This is a genomic window from Kouleothrix sp. 19917, from assembly GCF_057073505.1.
The window spans coordinates 7,732,469-7,754,170 of sequence record NZ_CP097099.1 but is presented as its reverse complement, the minus strand read 5'-3'; the positions used below and the strand labels follow the sequence as shown (position 1 = coordinate 7,754,170).

General features: G+C 57.0%; 11 protein-coding genes. 7 read left to right on the top strand and 4 right to left on the bottom strand.

What is annotated here, in order from left to right; all coding sequences use genetic code 11:
- Window position 1: 1 nt before the first annotated feature.
- Window positions 2–9,091: a polymorphic toxin-type HINT domain-containing protein gene (locus tag M1P90_RS31125; RefSeq protein WP_483699643.1), complete on the bottom strand. Its 9,090-nt coding sequence runs from the start codon at window positions 9,089–9,091 to the stop codon at window positions 2–4.
- Between the two features lie 350 nt (window positions 9,092–9,441).
- On the opposite strand from M1P90_RS31125, the gene M1P90_RS31120 reads away from it, so the two are divergent.
- The 3 genes from M1P90_RS31120 to M1P90_RS31110 all read left to right on the top strand — a co-directional run bounded on the left by M1P90_RS31120 (window position 9,442) and on the right by M1P90_RS31110 (window position 12,396).
- Window positions 9,442–10,470, top strand: coding sequence for an NADPH:quinone reductase (locus M1P90_RS31120; protein WP_483699642.1), 1,029 nt, complete (start codon window positions 9,442–9,444; stop codon window positions 10,468–10,470).
- 16 nt (window positions 10,471–10,486) lie between these two features.
- Window positions 10,487–11,779, top strand: coding sequence for a hypothetical protein (locus tag M1P90_RS31115; protein ID WP_483699641.1), 1,293 nt, complete (start codon window positions 10,487–10,489; stop codon window positions 11,777–11,779).
- A gap of 89 nt (window positions 11,780–11,868) precedes the next feature.
- A complete protein-coding gene (locus M1P90_RS31110) occupies window positions 11,869–12,396 on the top strand; it encodes an NUDIX hydrolase (RefSeq protein ID WP_483699640.1) in 528 nt (175 codons plus the stop codon).
- Between the two features lie 43 nt (window positions 12,397–12,439).
- Here the strand turns inward: M1P90_RS31110 and M1P90_RS31105 are convergent, their stop codons facing one another.
- Window positions 12,440–12,976, bottom strand: a complete 537-nt coding sequence (locus M1P90_RS31105) for a hypothetical protein (protein WP_483699638.1) — start codon at window positions 12,974–12,976, stop codon at window positions 12,440–12,442.
- A gap of 38 nt (window positions 12,977–13,014) precedes the next feature.
- Here M1P90_RS31105 and M1P90_RS31100 point away from each other — a divergent pair, with 38 nt between their 5' ends.
- Entirely contained in the window at window positions 13,015–13,881 is an 867-nt protein-coding gene (locus M1P90_RS31100; RefSeq protein WP_483699637.1) for an alpha/beta fold hydrolase, read from the top strand.
- Window positions 13,882–13,908: 27 nt separating this feature from the next.
- On the opposite strand, the gene M1P90_RS31095 is transcribed toward M1P90_RS31100, so the two are convergent.
- Window positions 13,909–17,823 carry a hypothetical protein gene (locus M1P90_RS31095; RefSeq protein WP_483699636.1) on the bottom strand — a complete coding sequence of 1,305 codons (3,915 nt, stop codon included), beginning with the start codon at window positions 17,821–17,823 and terminating at the stop codon, window positions 13,909–13,911.
- 4 nt (window positions 17,824–17,827) lie between these two features.
- A complete protein-coding gene (locus tag M1P90_RS31090) occupies window positions 17,828–18,988 on the bottom strand; it encodes an nSTAND3 domain-containing NTPase (RefSeq protein ID WP_483699635.1) in 1,161 nt (386 codons plus the stop codon).
- Between the two features lie 499 nt (window positions 18,989–19,487).
- Between M1P90_RS31090 and M1P90_RS31085 the strand changes: the two genes are divergently transcribed.
- The 3 genes from M1P90_RS31085 to M1P90_RS31075 are packed head-to-tail and all read left to right on the top strand — an operon-like array spanning window position 19,488 to window position 21,696.
- Window positions 19,488–20,255, top strand: a complete 768-nt coding sequence (locus M1P90_RS31085; protein WP_483699634.1) for a RecA family protein — start codon at window positions 19,488–19,490, stop codon at window positions 20,253–20,255.
- Complete coding sequence (locus tag M1P90_RS31080; RefSeq protein ID WP_483699633.1) at window positions 20,252–21,445, top strand: DNA polymerase Y family protein; 1,194 nt, start codon at window positions 20,252–20,254, stop codon at window positions 21,443–21,445. The genes M1P90_RS31085 and M1P90_RS31080 overlap by 4 nt, the downstream gene beginning before the upstream one ends.
- Window positions 21,442–21,696, top strand: a complete 255-nt coding sequence (locus tag M1P90_RS31075; protein ID WP_483699632.1) for a DUF6504 family protein — start codon at window positions 21,442–21,444, stop codon at window positions 21,694–21,696. The genes M1P90_RS31080 and M1P90_RS31075 overlap by 4 nt, the downstream gene beginning before the upstream one ends.
- Window positions 21,697–21,702 lie beyond the last annotated feature (6 nt).

The following is a 21,702-nucleotide window of genomic DNA, read 5'->3' as shown; positions in this document are numbered from 1 at the left end:
CCTATCTCCTTCCTCTGACGATGATAGAAACCCCATCGTTCTTGGTTGTAAACTTCCAAGCTTCTGCAAGTACTTCGCGTGGCGAAGCGAGAACAGTACGTACTGGTACGCCTGCCTGTTGAAAAGCATAGAGTCTTCGATTGTCAAGTGTATAAAGTTTACCTTCCTTCTCAAATATGCGAATAGCTGGTATCTCATCGGCTGAGATGCTGCCACTTTTTAAACCATCTATCAAATCATCCACACTTCCACCGTCTTTAAATCTAGCACTAATGCTGTCCTGGGTATATCGAATCTCGCCAGGGTTGCGAAGAATGCAATCGCCATTGTGCACCAACCAGCCTTCTTGTCCCACGAAGAAGGTGTGGGCGGTGTCCACGGTGAGATTGTACATCGGCTGGGTACGGCGTTCAATCGCCTTCTGGTCTACCGTGCCGTAGCTGCCGTCCTCCTTGCGCACGCTATCACCGAGACGTAGCTTACCCGCATCCACCCAGCCGCGCAGCAGCACGTAGAAGGGATGCTCTGGCGTGGTCTCGATCTGCTCACCGTCGAGCGTGAGCGTTTCGATCAGCGGGTCATTGTGGATCAGGACATCCGTAACGGTGTACGTCCCCGTCGTGCCTAATGCCTCGTTATACGCCAGGACGAGATCGCCTTCCTTAATGTCGCTGATGGGCGTGTCGCCATCAGGCGTTTGTACAGGCGTATTAGCGGCGAAGCTGTTGCACGGGAGACTTTCCACCGCAGGTTTGAGCTTGCCTGGAGGAGCTTCCTCGATAATTGGCCCCTCCCGTACAGCGGGAGCAACCCTTGAGAAGGCACCCTGACTTTTCAGCCAGGCTCCTGCGCTTTCGATGAATCCAGCCGCAGCAATCAGATAGTTACCTGTCCCGATAACTCCGCTTCCAAAAACATAGCTGTCGCCGCAGTTCCAACCCGTTACAAGATTATCGATTGGTCGACGCACGCCCTGCCAGAACTCAAACCATTGTTGGGACGCAAGCATGGCATAAATATCGACCGGCCCGTAGCCCGCAGCACGAGCTTGACGTGCGAACTCTAAGATTTGCTCGTTCCGTTTACGCGTCTCCTCTACCGTGAGATACATATTCACAGGATTTCCAGGTCCGGTGATATTGAGCCAAATTTGGCCAAAGGTTTCGATGGCATTTGCACCTCGCTTAACGCCATGAAGCGACTGAAAGTACTCCCAGGTGCCTTGATAATCCCAATTGCGTGGATCAAGGGACGGTGGGCAGAGCGCCCAGTTCGGACAGCGTCCGCTGGGATCGGTCAGGTTCGTCGGCTGGGAGTAGCCATACTGATACGGATGCATGGAATACGGCGACCGCTCGAAGCCCTCGAATGGATCCTTGCTCGTGAAGGTACCGAATTGCGGGTCGTACCAGCGCGCACGCAGATAGATCAGGCCGTTATCCTGGAGCTCGCCCGTAAAGCCCAGCCCGTCGTCGGTCTTGCCCACGCCCCAGGCGTCGTAGTCATACGCTGCGAGAATATCACCGTCGTCATCCATCAGGTGACGCACCGAGCCGAGGTAGTCATCCAGCGTCCAGATCCGGCTCGTGCCGTTCAAGAGCGCCAGGCGGTCGTCCCCAGCCCCGTAGAGATAGCTGGTGCTGCCCTTCTGGAGCATCTGCGGCAGGCCAAGCGTGGTGTCCTGGACAATCTCCGTGGTGACGCCACCTCGTGTAATGGAGAGCAGGTTGCCGTCACCGTCGTAGGCATAGTCGGTGGTCACGCCGCCCCTGGTCGTGCTCGTCAGCCGGTTCAAGGCATCATACGTTGCTGTGTCACCCTGGACACCCGTCCGGTTGCCTGCCCCGTCATAGCTGACCTGCGGGTCATCAATCCGGTTGGCCCCGTCAAAGCTCAGCGCCTGCGCAGGGGTATCACCCAGCGCCAGGCCCACGCGGTTGCCTACCGCGTCATAGAACATCGCCTGTGAGCTAATCAGGTTATCAGCATGGCGCACCGTCCCACGCAGGCGGTACAACCCATCATAGCTGGCGTACTCGACGTGCGTACTCACGCCGGTCGTGTTCACGGTTGGCAGCGGCGGCGGCGGCGTCTTCGTCGATGAGGGGGTATTGGTCACGCTGGGCGTGTTGCTCGGCGTGAAGGTTGCCGTCGGCGTCGGTGTGAAGGTGTTTGTCGGCGTATTGGTCGGCGTGGGTGTGAAGGTGCTCGTTGGTGTGTTCGTTGCCGTCGGCGTAGGAGTAGTACTGGGTGTGTACGTGCGCGTTGGTGTCGCCGTATTCGTGGGCGTGCGGGTGTTGGTTGGTGTATTGCTCGGTGTGTACGTTGGCGTCGGACTGCGGGTCAGTGCCATCGAGTAGGTTGGCGTTGGCGGCGTAGTGGGCGTATTCGCTACCTCGCGAATATGCGCGAAGTTGATCGGCAGCAGGTAGTGATTGCCGCCTGCCTGGATGTGAATCTTGCCGTCGCTCACGTATAGCGTGGCGTCGCCGCTCAGCCAGGGTGCCTCCTCGCTCGCCAGCCCTTCCACCACGGGCGTTCCGTTGACGCGCAGGTCGGCCTCGGCATCTTGCAGCACAATCGGATCACCCGACACGATGAACACGCTGTAGTAACGGTTGTTAGGCACATCCACCGTCCACTCGTCGCCCGCATTCGGTCGCACAAAGGTGTCGAAGCGCTGGTCATCCACCAGGTTGCGGTCTTTGCCCGTCTGCGACAGTTCACGTGACCAGCCAAAGGCGTGCTGCCCCTGCGAGCGAATGCCATAGGGCGAGCCGATGTCGAAGGAGTAGCCCGGCACATACGGCACGCTGGTGTAGTGCAGGAAGTTCACCCACATCGCCATGGGTGTGGCAAAGGGCACCGCCGTGCTGGTGGGCGTATGCGATGCCGCAGGCGTGCGCGTGGATGTGCTGCTCTGGGCCGGATTGGGCGTGATGGTGGGCTGCACCGTGCTGGTGGGCGTAGTGGCAGTGTCAGCCTTGACGATATGCAGGAACAGCAGCTTCGTATTGACTGCGTTCGCGCCTTTGGTCAGGTACAGCGTGCCATTCGAGACCGTCACGCGTGCTTTGCCCATGACCCAGGGCTGGGAAGCCGAGATTCCACCGTCCACCAGCGTGACGCCGTTCGCGAGCACATGCTCGTAGTCGGTGGTGCCGCTCGGATCGCCCGCCGCCAGCGTCAGGTCATACTCGCCATTGCCAAGATCAATGCGCCAGTACGAGCCAGCCGCCGAGGGAAACGGCGCAAAGGTGTCGTAGCGCTGGTCACTCACCGCGTTGCGGTCAGCCGTCAGGCTTTCCACGCTCTCCGACCAGCCATACGAGTACGTGCCATCCCCACGCGCGCCAAAGACTCGACCGGCATCAGTTGTATAGCCAGAGGGCGCAGCAGCCGCTAGAGGCTGGAAGTTGATCTGGAAGCGTCCATAGGGCACCGGCGTATAGGTGGGCGGATGGGTGCGCGTCGGTGTGTTGGAGGGCGTATAGGTATTGCTTGGCGTCAGGGTATGCGATGCTGTTGGCGTGCTAGTCGGTGTGCTGGTTGCCGTTGGAGTTGCCGTAGCCGTTGGCGTGCTGGTCGCCGTGGCTGTACTTGTTGCAGTAGACGTTGCAGTAGGCGTGGAGGTCGCAGTAGCTGTGGGCGTTGCCGTCGCGGTTGGTGTATAGGGCAAGAGCGAGCGCGGAGTAGCCGTTGCCGCCATCAACGAAGCCATCTCAAGCCAGGTCGTCTTGGCCGGTAATCCCGCCAGGTCGCGGAGAATGCTTACGCCTAATATCCCGGAGAGGGTATCAGTATGCTGTGCGATCAGTCGATCGGCATCGTCATACTCATAGGTCGTAGTCAGCAGACCAGTGTTTGCGAGCGGCTCCATCCGTCCCATTGCCGAAAGTCGCCCAGCCTCATCATAGGTGTAATGAACAAGCGGCTGCCCATCCTGTTTGACGTTTTCAAGCTGTCCATCATCATAGTGCTCATAAGTAAGGACTGTGCTATCTTCTGGATAGGTGAGCTTTGTACGATCCCCACGCGCGTTGTACTCATATTTCAGTACATAGTCTGCTTCTTCTTCATCGTAGGTATGGCGCTCGCTCTGGCGCACCCGCCCCAGCGGATCGAGCGTATCAACACGCCAGCCTATGCCGTCTTCAACCCGCGTTCTTCGCCCCAGCACATCGTATTGGTTGTACACCGCTGAGTCGCTAAGGCTAGTAATGTGCGCTAGGCTTGGAGACGCAATGCTTTCCAGATCGCCAGTTGGGTTGAATTGATAGGTCAGGGCATAGTCCGGGCCACGCTCATCTTCTTGACGCAGATGTAATTCATTGTTCTGATACGTGTAGGTGCGGGTCGTAGTATGGCCTGCGCCATCAGATGTCTCATATGGGCGGTCTGCGGCATCAAAGAGAGCCGTACGTATATTGCCATTTGCGTCCGTAATCTTTGTACGGTTGCCCATGCGGTCATACTCGTAGTGCGTGACCACATTGCAGGGGCTATTCAGGCATGTACCACTCTGGGCATTCTCGGTGACGCTTGTCAACAAGCCGCGCCGATCATAGCCAAAGCTCGTTTTTCGTCCGGCTGCATCAATCTCATCCGTGATACGTCCACCAGTGTCGTAGACCGTTTCTGCTCGGAGGTCGGTGTCGGGAACCAATGCAGTGGTGATGCCATCCTCGTAGTTCACCACCGTGATATTGGTGCGTCCCAGACCATCGAGAAAGTGAACCTGGAAGCGCCCATCGGGCGTCACTGTCCAGCGCAAAGTTCCGTCAGCCTGATACCCGAAGCTCGTCTCCCGCCCAAGCGGGTCTGTCTGTGCGCGCAGTAACCCAAGCCGGTTATATTCGTACTGAGTAAGCTTGCCTAATGGATCGATGCTGGCGGTGATACGACCCAGCGCATCGTACTGCCGCTCTTCAGCGACATTCGTAGATTCATCCGCAGGAGCACCTGGCTGGTAGTTGTATGTGGTACCTACAATATGATCTAGCGCGTCATAGGTGAAAAGCGTCGCAACGTCGCGATCGGGAAGATCCGGATCGAACATGCCGTCTTCATAGCCCGCAATCGTTTCCGAAACCCGACCACGCTTGTCATACGTAGTATGACTACGAATATTCCTTCTTGGGAATAAACCTGCCCCGGCTGCATCATCACAGCCCTCAAAAACACTACTTGTATAGATACCATCGCAGTTCTCGGTAGTTGTTTCTACTCTACCTAGCGCATCATACGTGTAGCCGTTCCAAACACCACGCTCACTCTGCTCAGCAATAAGCTGCCCTTTCGCATTGTAAATATATCTCCATGTAAGATTAACATCTGTACCTGTGTATGTTCCGCTATTATAGGAATTGGCTTTTCGCTGCGTAATGCGGCCTAATGTGTCATATTGGAAGATTTCGATGCGGTCTTCTGTGGGCTTTGTTGGGTCAAATCCTAAGTCAACATAGTTTTCAACGCGATAGCTCAGACGGCCAAGCTGGTCATAGAACATATTAGTTGTAAAGTCATCTTCGCCATACTCCGTCTTCGTCTCAGGGTCACCATCAACATAGTCTCTAATAATGAGCTCTGGACGATCGAGGTTATCGTATTGGGTACGAGTCCAGCGCCCAAGCTCATCGCGCTGCCAGGTCGGGTTACCATTGCCATCGTAGTAGGTAATCGTGCGTACATTGACATCAGGTAATGTGTCAACTGGCTCGCTCGGGTTGTAATTTCGGGTGACAATAGTTGGCCGGTTGAGAATATCGTATTCAATATGTGTGACGCGACTCCCAGGCGAGTGGAACTGTCGTGATGTCGTGTCGAATGTTCCTTTCAGGATGCCGTACTCCTGAATATCCGTGACATTACCCCGTCCATCATAGGTGTACGTGGTATATATATTCTGATAGGGGAATGCCTTGTTGAAGGATTGAATCTCTGGCTGTAGATAGTCATCACGCGGGAATGGATCGACAAAAGGGTCTGTCACAACATTACGCTGTGTCCAGGCAACTCGACCTTGCTCGTCATAGCGTGTTGTATTGACGACTCCATAGGTGTCTTTCTCGCCGACCAATCGACCTAGCGTATCGTAGTAGTAGGTCGTAATGACATCCTCATCTGGATGCTCGGGAGCGAAGACGCCATCCTTGTAGTTCAGGATGCTTCGAGCAATGGTGTTGTCGGCGTTGTACTCGGTCTTGTCAGTGCGCTCAAGCAAAGTACCAGGGGCGATGGTAGTACTGGTACGTCGCCCAAGCGCATCATAGTCGTATGTTGTAACCACTGCACTTGGGCCGGTACCAACCTTAACCCAGCGCAACAGATTGCGGCGTGCAAGCTCAGTCGTGCCGGTATAGTATTCATAGCTTGTTATGACATCGTTCGGGTCGGTGCGCTTGGTCAAGAGATGAGCACCATTGACCTCGGCATACTCGAAGGTTGTGGTCTCACCATCAGACCATCCCGCCTTGATACCGACGGTCTGACTTTCTATACCACCCCAATCTTTGTACACAATATGGCTGCTTGCGCCTGAAGGATCAACGACATCCGTAACACGACCTTTACCCGCGCTGTCATACGTGATATATGTGTCGCCACTATTCGCATTGATGCTGGAAATCGGACGGCCATCATTATCAAAAATAGTTTGGGTAAGCCCACCATTTCCGTTGCTTACGACTGCCGGACTGTAGCTGCCATCAAGCGCAACTGCATAAACGCTGGCACCATTATGGGACACGCCTGTCAGACCCTTCGTTACAGGATCGAAGCTGTAGATATCAACATCAAGCTGTGTTGATTCACTGCTAGTCGTAATGGTTGTTTGGGTTGCGCTATAGCTAAAAGTACGCGAGGTGCCATCTGGTAGGTCTTGATGAGTCACACGGATATTTGAGTCGTACTCAATACTCTCGGTCGTATGTCCGGTTGTGTCCTTGATTTCCTCTAGGAGTCCAAGTGTCCCGGAGATAGTCGCAACATCTCCGTAAATATAGTCCGTTGAGCGCTGCATGACATCCGTGACCTGCTCCAGCTTTGTGTGGGCCAGGTCATAGGTATAGGTAACGGTGCGACTGCCGCTACTAATAGTACGAATATCCCCACTCTGATAGGTCAGGGTGAGCTTGCGGTTTGCATTTGTCTCATCCTCAATGCGTACCAAATCCCCCCCGCTATAGACAAGACTCACTCCACGGTTGAGCTGGTCGATAGTTTGAGTAAGCTTTCCTGTCGAGTTGAAGATCCAGCGAGTGTTGTCAGGAGCGGTATAGGTATAGCTGCCACTGCTTACGTCGTGCGTAAGGAGCCCATGCACTCCTACCGACGGACGGAAAGTTGTGGGATCATAGGTAGATAAAAAGATAAGGTTATTGCCCTGATCGCTCAGGATACGTATACGCCCTTTATCATCGGGTGTACTCAGCTGCATCCCGAAGGAATGTCGCCAGCCTGGACTAATAGCGCTCTGAGCTTGCTCGGGTACAGCCTGAGCTGAATAGGTGCGTGCCCAGCTTATATCTGGTCCCGTGCCTTCAACACGAAGATCGAGCGCCTGAGTCCAGTAGTTGCCGCTACGTACACTGACTGGATCATGGACAAACTCGCAGACGCAGCCAAGTTGCTTGCCTGGATTACGCGCTACCTCAGAGGAAACAGCTCCTGGTACACGAACAATCTCGAAGGCATTGATATCGAGCTCATCGCTGGTTGGCGAGAGACGTGGTCGGCTAAGGCGTCTCCATTGCGAGAGCCAGCCGCCATTTTCTCTGAGATAAAGCGCTCCTGGGGAAGACAAGGCCGCCACCGCGACCTGCTGCTGACGGTCAGCGCGAATATAGTTGAAGGAATCATGCGCATAGGGCAGGCCCGGCTGTGGATCCAGCTCTATCGATGTCGAAGGAAAGCTATCGAGATTGCGAATAGCAGCTACACCGTGATTGTCGTTAAGATTGTGACTGCCAATAAATACAGCATCACGGGTTACGGCAAACAGCTTGTGATTCCATGACCAATCATCGGGCGTATCATCACCAATATTGGTTCGACTATCTGCCCATACACTAGCAGTGTAATCATTGTTTCTGACGAGCTCACGGGTACTAAGGTTATAGCCCAGGAGCCCTAGATTATTTCCGGGCCAGAGAATAAGTGGCGTGAAGTCCAGCGACTCAATACGTCCAGTGCGCATAAACGTCGTTGATGCTGGCGGAATATACCCGTAAACAGTATAGGCGCCGCTATACGATACACGCACGACCGTGTCACCATTGTTTCCAGCAGCAATACTCCCAGTTCCCCTACCGCCAAGGCTAATAGTTATCCAATTCCCATCTTCCTTACGCTGAAGCGGGATCTCAATAGCTGACAGGGTGGTACTCGATCCTCGCCAGACAACAGGAAGAACATCACTAAAATCACCGCTATTGACCATCCCAAAGATGGAAACAGTATCAGCATCTGCACGGCTCCAGGCGACGTCAAACCATTCTTGTCCCGATGCACTTATATCTGTTGTGTGCGCAACAAAGTTTTGTCCGTTGCGTGTACCATCTGTAGGAATAGGTAAGATAACTTCTTGCCAAGTTCGGCCACCATTCATCGTTCGCCAGAAGGGCGAGAAGGTGCTTCCACGTCCCACAATGTGATTATCAGCTACCTGGAGGTTATTGGTATCCGTAATAGGAAGGCCATAAAGCATCCAATGTTCAGGGTTGAGAGGACTAGCGACAATATTGAGCCACTTCCAGCCGCTTTTTGGTGGAGTAATTGGCTGCCATCCATAGGTATCTCCCAACCATAGCTGGGTGTAGTTATTCGCGATAGCGACAATGTTGGTATACCCTGGAAGTGATACCTGATCGCGCATAGTTTGCGGAATGGCAGCACTTGCACCAGCACCTGTAGGAAGATTTTCGGGATCAGCATATATCAAGTGAGGCGGTGCAGCAGTGCGTGCAGCTAGGGATGATGTCTGATTTGAGGCAAAAACCAACGGTGCCGATAGTGCGGCACCGTTGGAGCAAAGAATAACCAGAACGAGAAAGAGGCGGATAGCGGTATCGAGCGGCGAATAGCGTCCCATCGAGGATGACCTTTCTCGTTCCAGAGAAATTGTGGGGTACATATCTTAGGCGGAAACTATCCTATCATTCCTTTGGAGACACAAAATTGTATGAAAGTGAAATAAGAGGGGTTTTTATGTATCAAGATCTGTTCCACCGCTCCAAGAAGGCGTTTGAAGTGACAACGAATTGTAATGTGAGCGCATTTGTGGTTTTTGATACAAAACAGCATTACAAAATGCGAAAAGAGTGCTTTTGTTATCAATGCAGCGCTCTCTGTATTTAGGCAAGGGCGTAGGTCTCACTGCCCTCGTGACAGCATTGCAACCTAGTGGTAGCATCCAGGCAAATCATTGAGAGGAGAAAAGTCATGGCTACATCAAGTCCTCAGCAGATGCGCGCGGCCTGGTACGAGCGCAACGGGCCTGCGCGCGAGGTACTCCAGGTCGGCGAGATTCCTATCCCGCAGCCTGGCGCTGGCGAGGTACGGATAAAGGTTGCCGTCTCCGGTATCAACCCCTCTGACACCAAAGGGCGGACCGGCTGGGGCAGGCAGCCGAGCATGCCATACCCACGTGTTATCCCTCACCAGGATGGCTCCGGCGTGATCGATGCCGTGGGCGCAGCTGTGCCAGCGTCACGCGTGGACGAGCGGGTCTGGATCTACGAGGCGCAGCGCGGGCGAGCCTTCGGGACGGGCGCAGAGTACGTGGTCGTGCCAAGCAGCAACGCCGTACGTCTGCCAGATGGTGTAAGCTTCATTGACGGAGCCTGCCTGGGCGTTCCCGCCATGACCGCGCATCGCTGCCTGTTTGCCGATGGCCCACTTACGGGCAAGACGGTGCTCGTGACTGGCGCGGTAGGCGGCGTGGGCCAGTATGCGGTGCAGCTTGCGAAGTGGGGTGGGGCGACAGTCATTGCCACCGTCAGCTCAGCCGAGAAAGCCGAGCAGGCGCGCGCCATCGGGGCTGAGCATGTCATCAATTATCGCGAGGAGGACGTGGTCGCAAAGGTGCAGGAGATCACCGGCAGTGCAGGCGTCGACCGCATCGTCGAGGTGGCCTTCGGCGCCAACCTGCCTATCAGCCTCCAGGTGCTCAAGACCAACGGTGTGATAGCGACTTACTCTTCTGACGCTGATCCAACGCCGAGCATTCCCTTTGGTCAGTTCTTAGGCAAAGACATCACGGTGCGCTTCGTGCTGGTCTATGTCATGGGCGAGGCAGCCCACCAGGAGGCCATCAAGGATATCACCACCGCGCTCGAAGCTGGGCTCCTGCATCCCGTCGCGGTGCAACGCTTCCGCCTAGACGAGGTTGCCGCCGCCCACGAGGCGGTCGAGACGGGCCATACGGCGGGGAAAGTGCTGGTTGATCTGGGCAGCAGCCTTTCAGACTAACATTGCGAGCGCTCTCATGGCCAAAACCCGTGTTGCACACATCCTTGGCGTGCATGCGCTCAAGACGATCCAATCCGGCGACAACGACCGGATGTACGGCACTGTGACCGATGCCGCGCTCTACCTGGCGACCGCAGGCTATCTCGACCAGGCCAACCAGCTTTTCACAACGCTCTGGGGCTCTGGCTGGCCGCATGGACGACACACCTGGCTGCCGGATCAGGCGATGGAGGTGCTCTGGGCTGCCGCGGGGCACCGTCCTGCAGGCGTCCCATTTGCGCCGCAGTCAATCGCATCGATTGAGGTTGCGCATCGCTGGTATATGGCAGATGACCGCTGGGGTATCCCGCTCAAGCCGGGCTCGTGGCAGGATCTCACCGGACTCGATCTCTTTCGTCGAAGCCGCCGCTTAGCCTGTCCAGGCAAACTCGGTAGGATGCCTACGCCTGATGCTGAGCGTGAAGCGCTGCTAGGTCTGGAGAAATACATCGTTCAGTTTGATGACCACAATCAGCCAGACTATTTATTTGCGAGTGCGACCTGCCTGGCCGCTGAGCTGGCAGCACGCAACGGATTGACTGCACAGGCGATAGGTTACGCACAGCGCTGGGCCGAGCAGTATGCACAGCATCAGTATCTCTTTCCCACGATGGCTTCTAATCGCCACCTCGCACCGTTGCTGCTTCAGGGTATCCTGGCCGAGCCGCTTGGAGTGACACCGGAAACATGCCAGATCTATCTGCGTGATCTCCAGGCTGCGGTTGCGGCACGCATGCGACAGGGACGCACGCTGGTCTATGGAGCCTGGTCGTGGGAACGTCTGCTCAAGGCGTTGAGCACGCAGGCGATCCTGAACAACCCGGAGAGCACCAGCAGTGTCGCACGGAAGAGCCGTTGGCTAGGACAGGCACCCTCCAGCGAGCAGGCCATAGCAGCTACGGAGCAGCGCCTTGGCGTCCATTGCCAGCAGACTATCACATCGAATGGCTTTCGCGCGCTTTCGAGCACCGTACCAGCACTGCTCCCGGTCGAGCAGATCGCTTACCTGCGCAACGTCGTAGATGCGGAGATGCTTGCTATTCTGAAAACGTACCCCGGCGATGACATGCCTACTGTTATGGATACCTGTATCCAGGTGAGCGAGCGTGACGCTGCGGAGCTGGTGCTGCTGATTCCGCCGCAGGCAGATGGAGACGCCTGGCAGACCTGGTTTTTCGCGCACTGGGTACCAGGCGAGATTCGCTATCCTAGCTTTCGCCACTACCTGGAGCAGGTCTTCCAGGAGATCCAGGCACGCGATGAGGCATAAAGCGTGTTTCAGCTCGGTGCCAAGGCGCAACTGGTTTTTTGTGCAATTAGCCTCTTGGGAGAAGTCTCGCCTGAAGGAACATTCCACGTATGACCGATGTGAGCCAGATTGTTGCTCCACTTGTGCTCCAGGCTGATGAGCAGGCGGATTGGCCACCGCTGCGTTTTCGAGTGCGCACGTATCTCACAGCCACGCTGCCGCCGCTCGACCTGGTCAGCTCGGTGCGTGCGCTGGTGCGAAAGGACGACCAGCTTCTGGTGGTACGCGACCCCATCAGTGTGCATATCCTGCCAGGTGGACGGCGTGAGCCGGGCGAGACAATTATGCAGACGCTGCAGCGCGAGGTGCTGGAGGAGACCGGCTGGAGCATTCGAGATGCCCACCTGATTGGCCTGGTCCACTTCCAGCACCTCACACCGAGGCCCAAGGAGTACCGCTATCCCTATCCCGACTTTCTCCACTTGGTCTATACAGCAATCGCCGACCGTTACGACGCAGGAATGCGCGAGATTGATGGCTATGAGCTAGAGTCGGGTTTTCAGCCACGCGCAACGGTCGAGACATTACCTATCTCGCAGGGCGAACGGGCGCTCCTCGCTGCACTGTGGAAGTCATGAGCTCGGGATGCATGCTAATCACGCTGCGGCTCGCATCCCGTTCTTACTCCGCAGAAGAAGGCTCAGTAGGCTTAGCTATTTTCGCTTGCTCAGCTTGCTGCTCTTGCGCAATCCGGATAATGATATGCGCCATAAGATCGACAAACGCCTCCTCTACAGCCTGGGTAGAGCGCAGATCCTTTTTTGGCCAGACAAGGGCAGGTAGCTCAGATAGTGGATGGCCCAGCAGCTCCATAATCTCGACGCGTGCCTCGTGCGGTGGCGGGAAAAGGTCATGATCCCGCTGCCACACAATCTCGTTGATAGCAGCGCTGATTCCTTCAGCTCGCTGCAGCGCTGATTGTGCAAACACCCCGAAGCAGGCGTGGGCGCATGCGATGGCCTCTTCCTGCTGCTCATAGCCCATCAGGTACCAGAAATAGGGGTCTTTCCAGAGCCAGGCGACCCACAGCGCGGTTCGGGGATGCTGCACAATCCCGACAGCAACATGCTCAGTCTGATGCAGCACACGCGGTGGTGTCGGGAGCTTTACCGGAGTATCAGGCACGGGCTGGCGCGAGCGTCGGGAAGCGGTGGACATCGTATTCCTCCTTGGACTGCTCAACAAAGCAGTACACTATGCACATCCTGCTGGCGGCAGGAGGAGGGTATGGATTAGGTATGCAGACCTGCGCCTCAGGCGTGCAGTCGATCGCAAGCGCGATTGTACCCGTTCTATACGACCTGGAATACACAGTGGAGGACAGCTTGAGCGAGCAGTTTGTGGGTAGCGAGGGTGCCCGGCTTTGGACAGTTACGCAAGGCAATGGCATACCGCTTGTGCTTTGCAGCGGTGGGCCAGGCTGCTGCGATTACCTGGCACCGGTAGGGGCAATGCTGGATGACATGGCGCAGGTGATTCGCTTTGAGGCAAGCGGCTGCGGTCGCTCTGACCCGCTGCCAGCCTATAGCGTTGCGACCTGTCTGACTAACCTGGAGGCGGTACGCCAGCACTATGGCATCGAGCGCTGGATTGTCGCTGGGCACTCAGCCGGAGCCGATCTCGCGCTGGCCTATACGCTGGCCTATCCTGAGCACGTGCTGGGCTTCGTCTGCATGTCCGGCGGGCGCATCCATAATGACCGCGAGTGGCACCGTATCTACAGCGAGCGGCGCGACCAGGGGCTGGAGATACTCCCGCCCTTTGACTATCCACCCAATATGGAGGTCAATGCCCAGGTCAACCGCTCCTGGAAAGCATATATTCAGCGTCCGTCGCTGCTGAAGGAGATCAGCCAGGTGGAGCAGCCCGCGCTGTTTGTGTACGGCGACCAGGATATTCGCCCAAGCTGGCCCATGGAGCAGGTCGCCGAGCTGCTCCCCAATGCCTCATTCCACATGATTGCAGGCGCCGATCATCATCTCTGGGTGACGCATGCTGAGACGCTACGAGGAGTGCTACGAGCGTATGTCGAGGAGCTTGGGGCGAGCAGCTGGGACATCTGAGATTATCCTTCGTACTAGAAATAATTCTCAGCTTCTTACAACAGGCGTCACAAAATCGTCACGCATGCGGAAAGCCGCAGACGAACCTTGCTCCACCAACTCGTCAAGCAGGTAGAGAACGTCCCGCCGTAGCTCTGGCTGGCTCTTCAGCTCCAGTGGTCGCCCATAGACGTAGCGCTGAAGCAGCACCTCAAGCAGGAAGACAGTATTCGAACTTTTCATCATCTGCCGAGCATCTCCCTGCGTGATGCGCCTCGCGATATGACTGAATGCTTGAGGGAGTGACTGTTCGCCGATACTGTAGAGGAGCAGCACGTACGCCTCCAAGACGGTGGATGAAGGTGGCAGTGCCTCAAACAAGGTGTGAAGGCGCTCAGCATATCCTTCCAGGCTTTGCCAGTGGCGGACACCCTCCCTCCAGCTTATTCCGAGGAAGATGATTGATATCATCTCGCCTCCTGTTGCGTGCTCGCTATCAATCGTCCTGAGCCAGCTAGCTCGTTGTATCTGCACTGCGAACAGATCCCAAAGTGCCCAGAAGTGCGAGGTATTGTGCTCATGAGCTTCAGCGACGATAAGTCCCTCCAAAATGGATTTCACCTCTTTCGGATGGCGTTCAACAGCTTCGAGAATAGGCTGGAGAATTCTTGTAGCTGCAGCAGTGGATGTGCGTAACAGGAAGTATTCAAGAAGCTGAGCTAACGTTGCTTCTTGCTCGTAATCCCTTTGATGTCGATCTTCGTCTCTATCCCACCATTCTACGAATGTTTGCCCAAGCCGCTCGAATGCCATAATTGAGAGCTCTTCAGATGGTGCCTGACTCAGGATGGCAAGGCATAATTGATTTGCATCCATCCCAAACCATGTCGTTGGATCCATGGCCTGGTAAGCATCTGCTGCGATAGCACCAATAGAGAGCTGCTGACGCACAGCGAGAGCCGCCTCTGCCTCAACCAGATCGGGCTGCCGACGAGTTTCATAGGGTCGTCTATCTTCCTCCTCCATCAAAGAGGTTGCCAGTGTCGCTTCTGCCGCCAGCGCATTGATGCAGCGAAGGGTCAACTCTCGATTGGATGACCATAGGTGCCTGCCAACACTCTGTGCTGTGTACCCGCGAACCTCGGTAATTGCATGGGTCAGGGCCATGACAAATCTCTGATGAACGTGAGCACGCTGCCCATCAACGAGGCTTTTTCCAAGTAATATTGGCAGCACCCACGCACAGGCCCGATCAGCGGACATCCCGTTCCGCTGGATACGCGCATTTTGATTCCAGCGATCAGCATCTCGCTCTACCTCCGAGCAGGTAGTACGGATGCACCAGTCTTGCTCCTCGGCTGACATCTCCTCCCAGTGGTCGCGTACGCAGACGGCAGCGACAAACCCTGGACCATCGCGTCCTAGATTATTCTCCTCGGTACTCGAAGTAGTTTCTGTGAGCTCGCGGGCCTGCGTAAGCCGTTGCCGCCATTGGCTAGGATCGGCAGCCGCATCTCTATCGAAGGCTTTATGCGCCCACATCATCAGGCCGAGTCCCGTTTCCAACGATCGCATATGAGCAGCGCTTCGCTCCATCATCTCCTGTATGTCAGGATCGGGCGTGGTGGGCTCAAGACTCACATAGCTCTGTCTGCTGTTCGGAGGGACTTCCTGGGGGTCATCTGTTGAGCCAGGATCAGCGACCTCAGGTATATTTTCAGCAACACGGTACTTTCGCAGATCCATACGAGCCAGGGCAAGTCGCCAGATGCGCTGGGCTTCCGTCTGCTCCTCTACAGGAGGCAGTGCCGCATGATGCTGATCGAGAATAGCGTGTACTCGCGGCGCATGGGGCCCTAACTGAAGTGTTAATATGGCTGTTTCAAAATCCTTCCGCCGATGCGACCGTGCATGTGACGCCGTCCGCTCCTCCTCGTAAAGCCGGTGTCTGATCGGCAAGGGTATGAGACTCCGCCCGGCGGAGGACTCATGAGCAAGCCGATATCGATCAAGCTGCATGCACACGGGAGATTGGAGCAAAACTAAGAGAGTCTCACCGCATACATGCGGGAAGGCGGTTGCCACGCTCGTAACAACCGCTGTAAGCGCCGCAGAGTCACTTCGCTTTAGAATGTCCAGGCAAAGGGCGTCTATCTCACGAGGCTGCTCCTCCGCATAGTTTAGCAGCCACAGCTCCAGGGCCATCAGGATTGACTGCAGCGCATGCGGGCCGACAGACGTCCCACGATAGAGACACCACAGGCGCTCGTTGCACCACTGCCTTCGTGACGTTCCATCTGCGAAGCTCAGGCTGATCTCGTAGGGTGGAGCAATGGATCCAAGGTCTACTCGTGGGTGAGCATACCAATCAGCGCTGTGATTAACTATGTCAATGATGAGTGTAATCCCTTCGCGCAGGTGATCGCGAAGCAGTGGAAGAAACGGGCCATGATATGCGCTGGGAGGAAAGAAGTCGTGGTTGGTGCCGTGCCGCATGCCAAAGCGCTCCTCGCGCTCCAGTACGCTGCCACCAAAGCCGCGCTCACGTCGAAGATCATCCTCTGAGCAGAGCAAGTACTCTTTCGCAAGTGTTATAAGAAGCTCTGGCATGTCGCGCGCAACCGGCATTCCTTCCAATCCATCGAAGATGATCTGCCGCAGCTCTCTCGGTACACGGTTGCGCCTGTTGGTATTAGGGCCTTCCTGAAATAGAGCTGTGAAGCGCTCACGATCAGCGTTTGGGATTTTAGCGATGACCTTGAGAGTCCGATTCCGCAGACCATCCGACTGATAGTCAGTAAAGCCTGCAAGAAGCCAATATGCGATTGCCGCAACAGAGTCAGCGCCTGGCGGATAGGGTGTCTGCCAGGAGACGCCTCGTACCCAGTCCTCGATTAGACCCAGAAGTAGGAGGCGCTCTCTGTCAACGAAGAGGTGAAGCTGTCTCGCTATCAGACCCAAAAGAGAAGCCCACGCCGGGCCATCTGGCACGTTAAACTGAGAGCCAGAGGTAGCTATGTTCGCTACCCAATCAGGGAGGGTCACACAGGCGACACGTAGGAGGTGAATAACGCGATGGAGCAACTGCTTATCCTGTGCCAGAAGCGCAGCGCTATGGCGCTCAAGAAACATCGGCGAGGATGGCGAGCGCAGAAGAGAGACAAGCGTGTCGTCGCGGAAGTGAGCGGGTAGCTCATCTGCCTGAATGACATCTCGAAATAGGCGTCCCGCCATCTCAGAATCACGTGCTACAAGCTCAGTTACCCAGGCGCGATAGGTTCGACGTATGGCTGGATACGTCCCGAGTGCTGTGGAGAATGGTTGAATTGCACCTTCGTATAATTGGTATTGATCATCTACCCAGCGTAGGATCGCCCAGTCCTCAAGAACATCATGGGCGGGCGCTACCAGGGCATTACTTCCGGGCGACGCCGCAATAAGCGAGTCGTGCCGAAGGCTCGCAACTACCTCTGCATCGAGATCGTTACATGCAATATATAAGCTGAGCGCACGAGCTCGTCGAAGCGCAATCTCGGTGAGTCCATGCTCACGACGTTGAGGCATGCCACCAGCCACGCGATGAGCCACGCGTACGATGTCACGCCAGAAGAGCTCCCTTAAGTCCCGTGCACTCTCCGGAAGAGAGCGCTCCTCTGCCCAATTGATCTGGATGGCCTTGTCAAGAATATAGGGGATACGCAGCAGACGACGGAGCGTTGGATGGGCAAGTGGGCGAGCGAGCAATGGGTAAGCGATTTCCACCGCTGATAACTCATCATCACTCAATGGCGGAACTGACATGACAGCATGCTGGATACGTGCCGCTTGCAGGAAGCTCGCTCGGACGAGGTCTGCCGAGTATTCACGACAGGTTAGAACGAGACGCCAGCTAGGATCGCGCCCCACCAATGACAGCAAGTCAGTGAAGGCCTCGCGGGTAGAAGCTTCGAGCAGCCGCTCCACGCTCTCAACGAGCAGTACCTTTCGGCTCTGCCCAGCGAGGCAATGCACCTACCGTGACCGCGCTCGCAGGGATCTGGACTTGCCAGAGCGTTTGGTCGAGGTGAGCTTGCGCAAATTCTTCAGCCCGGAAGCTAAATGCAAAATGATCTTCAGCCAGGAGGGTAATGACCTCCTTTGCGATGGACGACTTTCCACTGCCTGAGGTACCCGTAATAAGAACAACCTGGCTCGCCTCAAGGTGCTCCATCGCCTGTAGCACAAGCTGGTTCCGCTCAAGATGTAGATTATCACCGATCGTGGATCGAATGCCGTCAAGGATGAGCGTTGAGTGATCTTGCAGTGCTCGCATGATGCGCTGCTCGGCCCCCTCGAGGGCGGAGTGATGGTGGCGCAGTACCTCCGGTAAATCTTCGTACCGGAATGAGCGTGCCCCGGGCATGCCTTCGCCGACTTCACGGAGAAGTGCGTTCCACGTTGCCTCTGCGGCGCCAAGTGCATCCTGCTCACGAGCAGTATGTGCAAGCAGACTCCTAATCACCCCCTCTGTCTGCCGCGTTGAACTGTTAAGATCCAGGCTGAGCACATGCAACACACGTAAGAAGGGCCAGAGACTTGCGCGTGAGACAACTTGGCCTTCAACATCATTCACAATAGTCTGTAGCTCGGCGCAGTAGCGAACTGCCTGCGTGCTGATCAACCCACGTTTGGCAAGCCGACGCTCAAACTCAGCATCATCATGGGCGAAGCGAGCGCAATCAAGCAGCCCCGAGAAGTGTTCAAGTAAGACGTTTGTCCCACGTAAGATAACAAGGGCGAAGCGGTCAACATCAGAGGCAAACTGCTGAGGACTTTTGAAGTCAGCCCAGTAGTCACTAATCGTCTTCTTGCACTCCTCATCGGTCGCGCTCACTGTGAACGTCCGCTTCACCTGTCCGACGAGCTTACGGCGACCGCCCGCGCCATTTCGGCCGACGATCAAAAAGTCGTCCGTGTGCCAGCCGAGATGCTCGGTTTGCAGGTGGACTTCCACTACGCTGCAGTCGTGGAGAATCGGCGGGATACCTCCCACGAGCAGCAGAGCGAGCCAGTGGGCGTTCACGTGCTGCTCGAAGAAGGTTCCGCCTCCCCCAGTGGAGATAGGACTTGAGACACCACCGCTGCTCATAGCTCTAGCTCTGGCTGTTGCATTTGTTCGGGCTCCATCTGTTCGCAGATTTCCTTGAGGTTGGACATAGCCAAGGATAAAGGTTACAGCTTATTCTAACCCACCCTCACTATGGATGCCAGGGCACTATCTGAGAATGCAGACCGACCACCTATGCAAGCGCCTGCTCGATCTGGCACCTCTCGCCATCTGCAGTATTGTGTTCAGGATGCCTCGTGACAATCACATCCTCGTCATGGTTACGCACAGGACACGACAGAGTCAGCCACTGAGTGATGGAGCGCGTAGTCACCGAACCAACGCTCTATCCTCCGCTTATGTGCTGCTCGTTCCTGCGATGAACTATAGCATTCTGCCAAAGATCTTGCATGTCATCACTTTGTCACGTACAAATGTGCTATTTTGACATAGGATATTTACCCGCACATTCGTTCACAATCCGGTCGCGGGCGACTGAACCCTGCTGTTCGGTCTGCTTGAATATCTGCGGAGTTCGCCTGTGGGCCGCGACCATAGTGCCACGTTGCAGCAGCTTATCACGACGATCCAGCGACGCTGGGGCGCTCGTGCCTTGCGCCGCCTCGGTCAGCCAACGAACGATTCCATTCCAGTCGTCTCGACCGGCTTCGCTGAGCTAGACGCAGCGCTCGGCATCGGCGGTGTTCCACGTAGTCGGATCACTGAATTCCTCGGCACGCCAACATCGGGCATGTCCACGATTGTCCTCAGCCTAATGGCGCGCGCACAGGCGCAGGGCGATGTTGTAGCCTATGTGGATCTTAGCCGCACCTTCGACCCAGAGTATGCCGCGAGCGTCGGCGTCGACCTAGCGGCGCTGCTACTCGTGCGCCCGCCAAATGCCGCCGACGCGCTAGAACTTATCCACGCGCTCGTCGCCAGCGGTGGCGTCGGCGTGCTGGTCGTCGACTCGCTGGCGCTCCTCCAATCCGAGCCGCGCGACGCGGCGCTGCTGGGGCAGGCGCTGCGCGTCCTGCCCGGCCCGCTGGCCGCCTCGCCCTGCGCACTGATCGCGCTCACACTCCTACCCTACAGCCCGGCGATGACGCGATCGTTCGCGTTCGGCGGCTCGCTGCTTGGTCACGCCGCGACCATCCGGCTGCATGTCGCGCGCGAGGATTGGCTGCCCACAGGACTGGGCCTGCCCGGCGCGGCCGCCTGCATCGCCGTGCTCAAGCACCGGCTCGCGGCGCCAGACGGACAGGCGCGCGTGCTGATTCACTTTGAAGATCGCGGGGAACCGATATGACTCTCATCGCGAGTGTCCTGATTCCAAACATTGCAATAGCCGTTGCGCGACGCGATCAGCCAGTGCTGGCCGATCATCCACTCATTCTCTACGCCGCCGAGCGACAGCGCACGATCGTCGCCGCCGCATCCGACGATACCGGCGCAACCGCAGGCATGCCGTTACGGCAGGCGATCGCACGCTGCCCACAGGCCGTCTACCAGGCGGCCGATCCCGAGCGCGACCGCCAGGCATGCGCCGGGCTTGGAAACCTGCTCGAGACGTTCAGTCCGCGCGTGGAGTTTAGCATGGCCGGTGCAGACGCGCTCGTCGATCTCGACCTGGGGCGCATCGGCCTCCCAAAGGCGATTGCCGTCGTACAGCGGCTTGCCCAGCAGATCGAGACGACTCTCCGCCTCGCGCCCGCGCTCGGGGTCGCGGCAAAGCGATTCGTCGCGCGGCGCGCGGCGGCGGTTGCTGGTTCGGGTTCGGCAGCTGTTATCCCACCGGGCCACGAGCTGTCACTGCTTGCTCCGCAACCAGTCGCGGCCTTGCCGATCGACGCTGAGATTGTCCAGCGGCTGCACCTGCTGGGACTGCGCACGATCGGCACCCTGGCGCGACTCCCGCTGGACGCATTACAGGCGCAGTTCGGCGCGAGCGCGCCTCTGCTCTACCAGCTGGCGCGCGGCGGCGACGACATGCCGATCGGCGTGACCACAACCCTACCGGCGCTCGACCGTACCGCGCGATTCGCCGGACCGCTTTCCAATCGCACGCTCCTCGAAGCGGCGATTGGCCGGCTCGTCGATCGCCTCGCTGCGCAGCTTGATGCCGGCGGGTGGGCTGCGCGGGCGATCAGGCTAACGTTGCACCTCGAAGACGGCGCGCCGTGGTCGCAGCAGCGAACGCTCAGCGCGCCAACCGCTGATCCGAGCAAGCTGAGGGAGGTGTTCTTGGCGCTCAGCCGCGCCGCGATACTCGACACGGGCATTGAAGCCCTCACCCTAGAGATCAGCGAGCTTGTACCAACGGTAGCCGCACAGCTCGAACTCTTCGCTCCGGCGAGTTGCCGGCCCAAGCAACTGGACACCGCACTGGAGCGCCTCAGCACACGCTACGCCGGCAGCTTCGTGCGCGCGACCGTCGCCAACTCGGCCGCACAGCTGCCCGAGCGGCGCGTGCGCTTCGAGCCGCGTGATCGGGCATGAGCCGCTTTTGGCCAGACGGGCTGCCAATCACGGTGAGTTGCGACGCGCTGGCCGCGCCGACCGCGTTTGCCTGGCAGGGCCATAAGCATATCGTTGTGACGATTCTCGAGCGCTGGCGAGTGGACGAAAGCTGGTGGCGGCGACGTGTCTGGCGCGAGTACTTCACGCTGACCACCCAGAGTGGACTACTGGTGCTGATCTACCACGATGTGCGCGACGACGCCTGGCGGCTCCAGCGCGTGTATGACTAGCGGCGC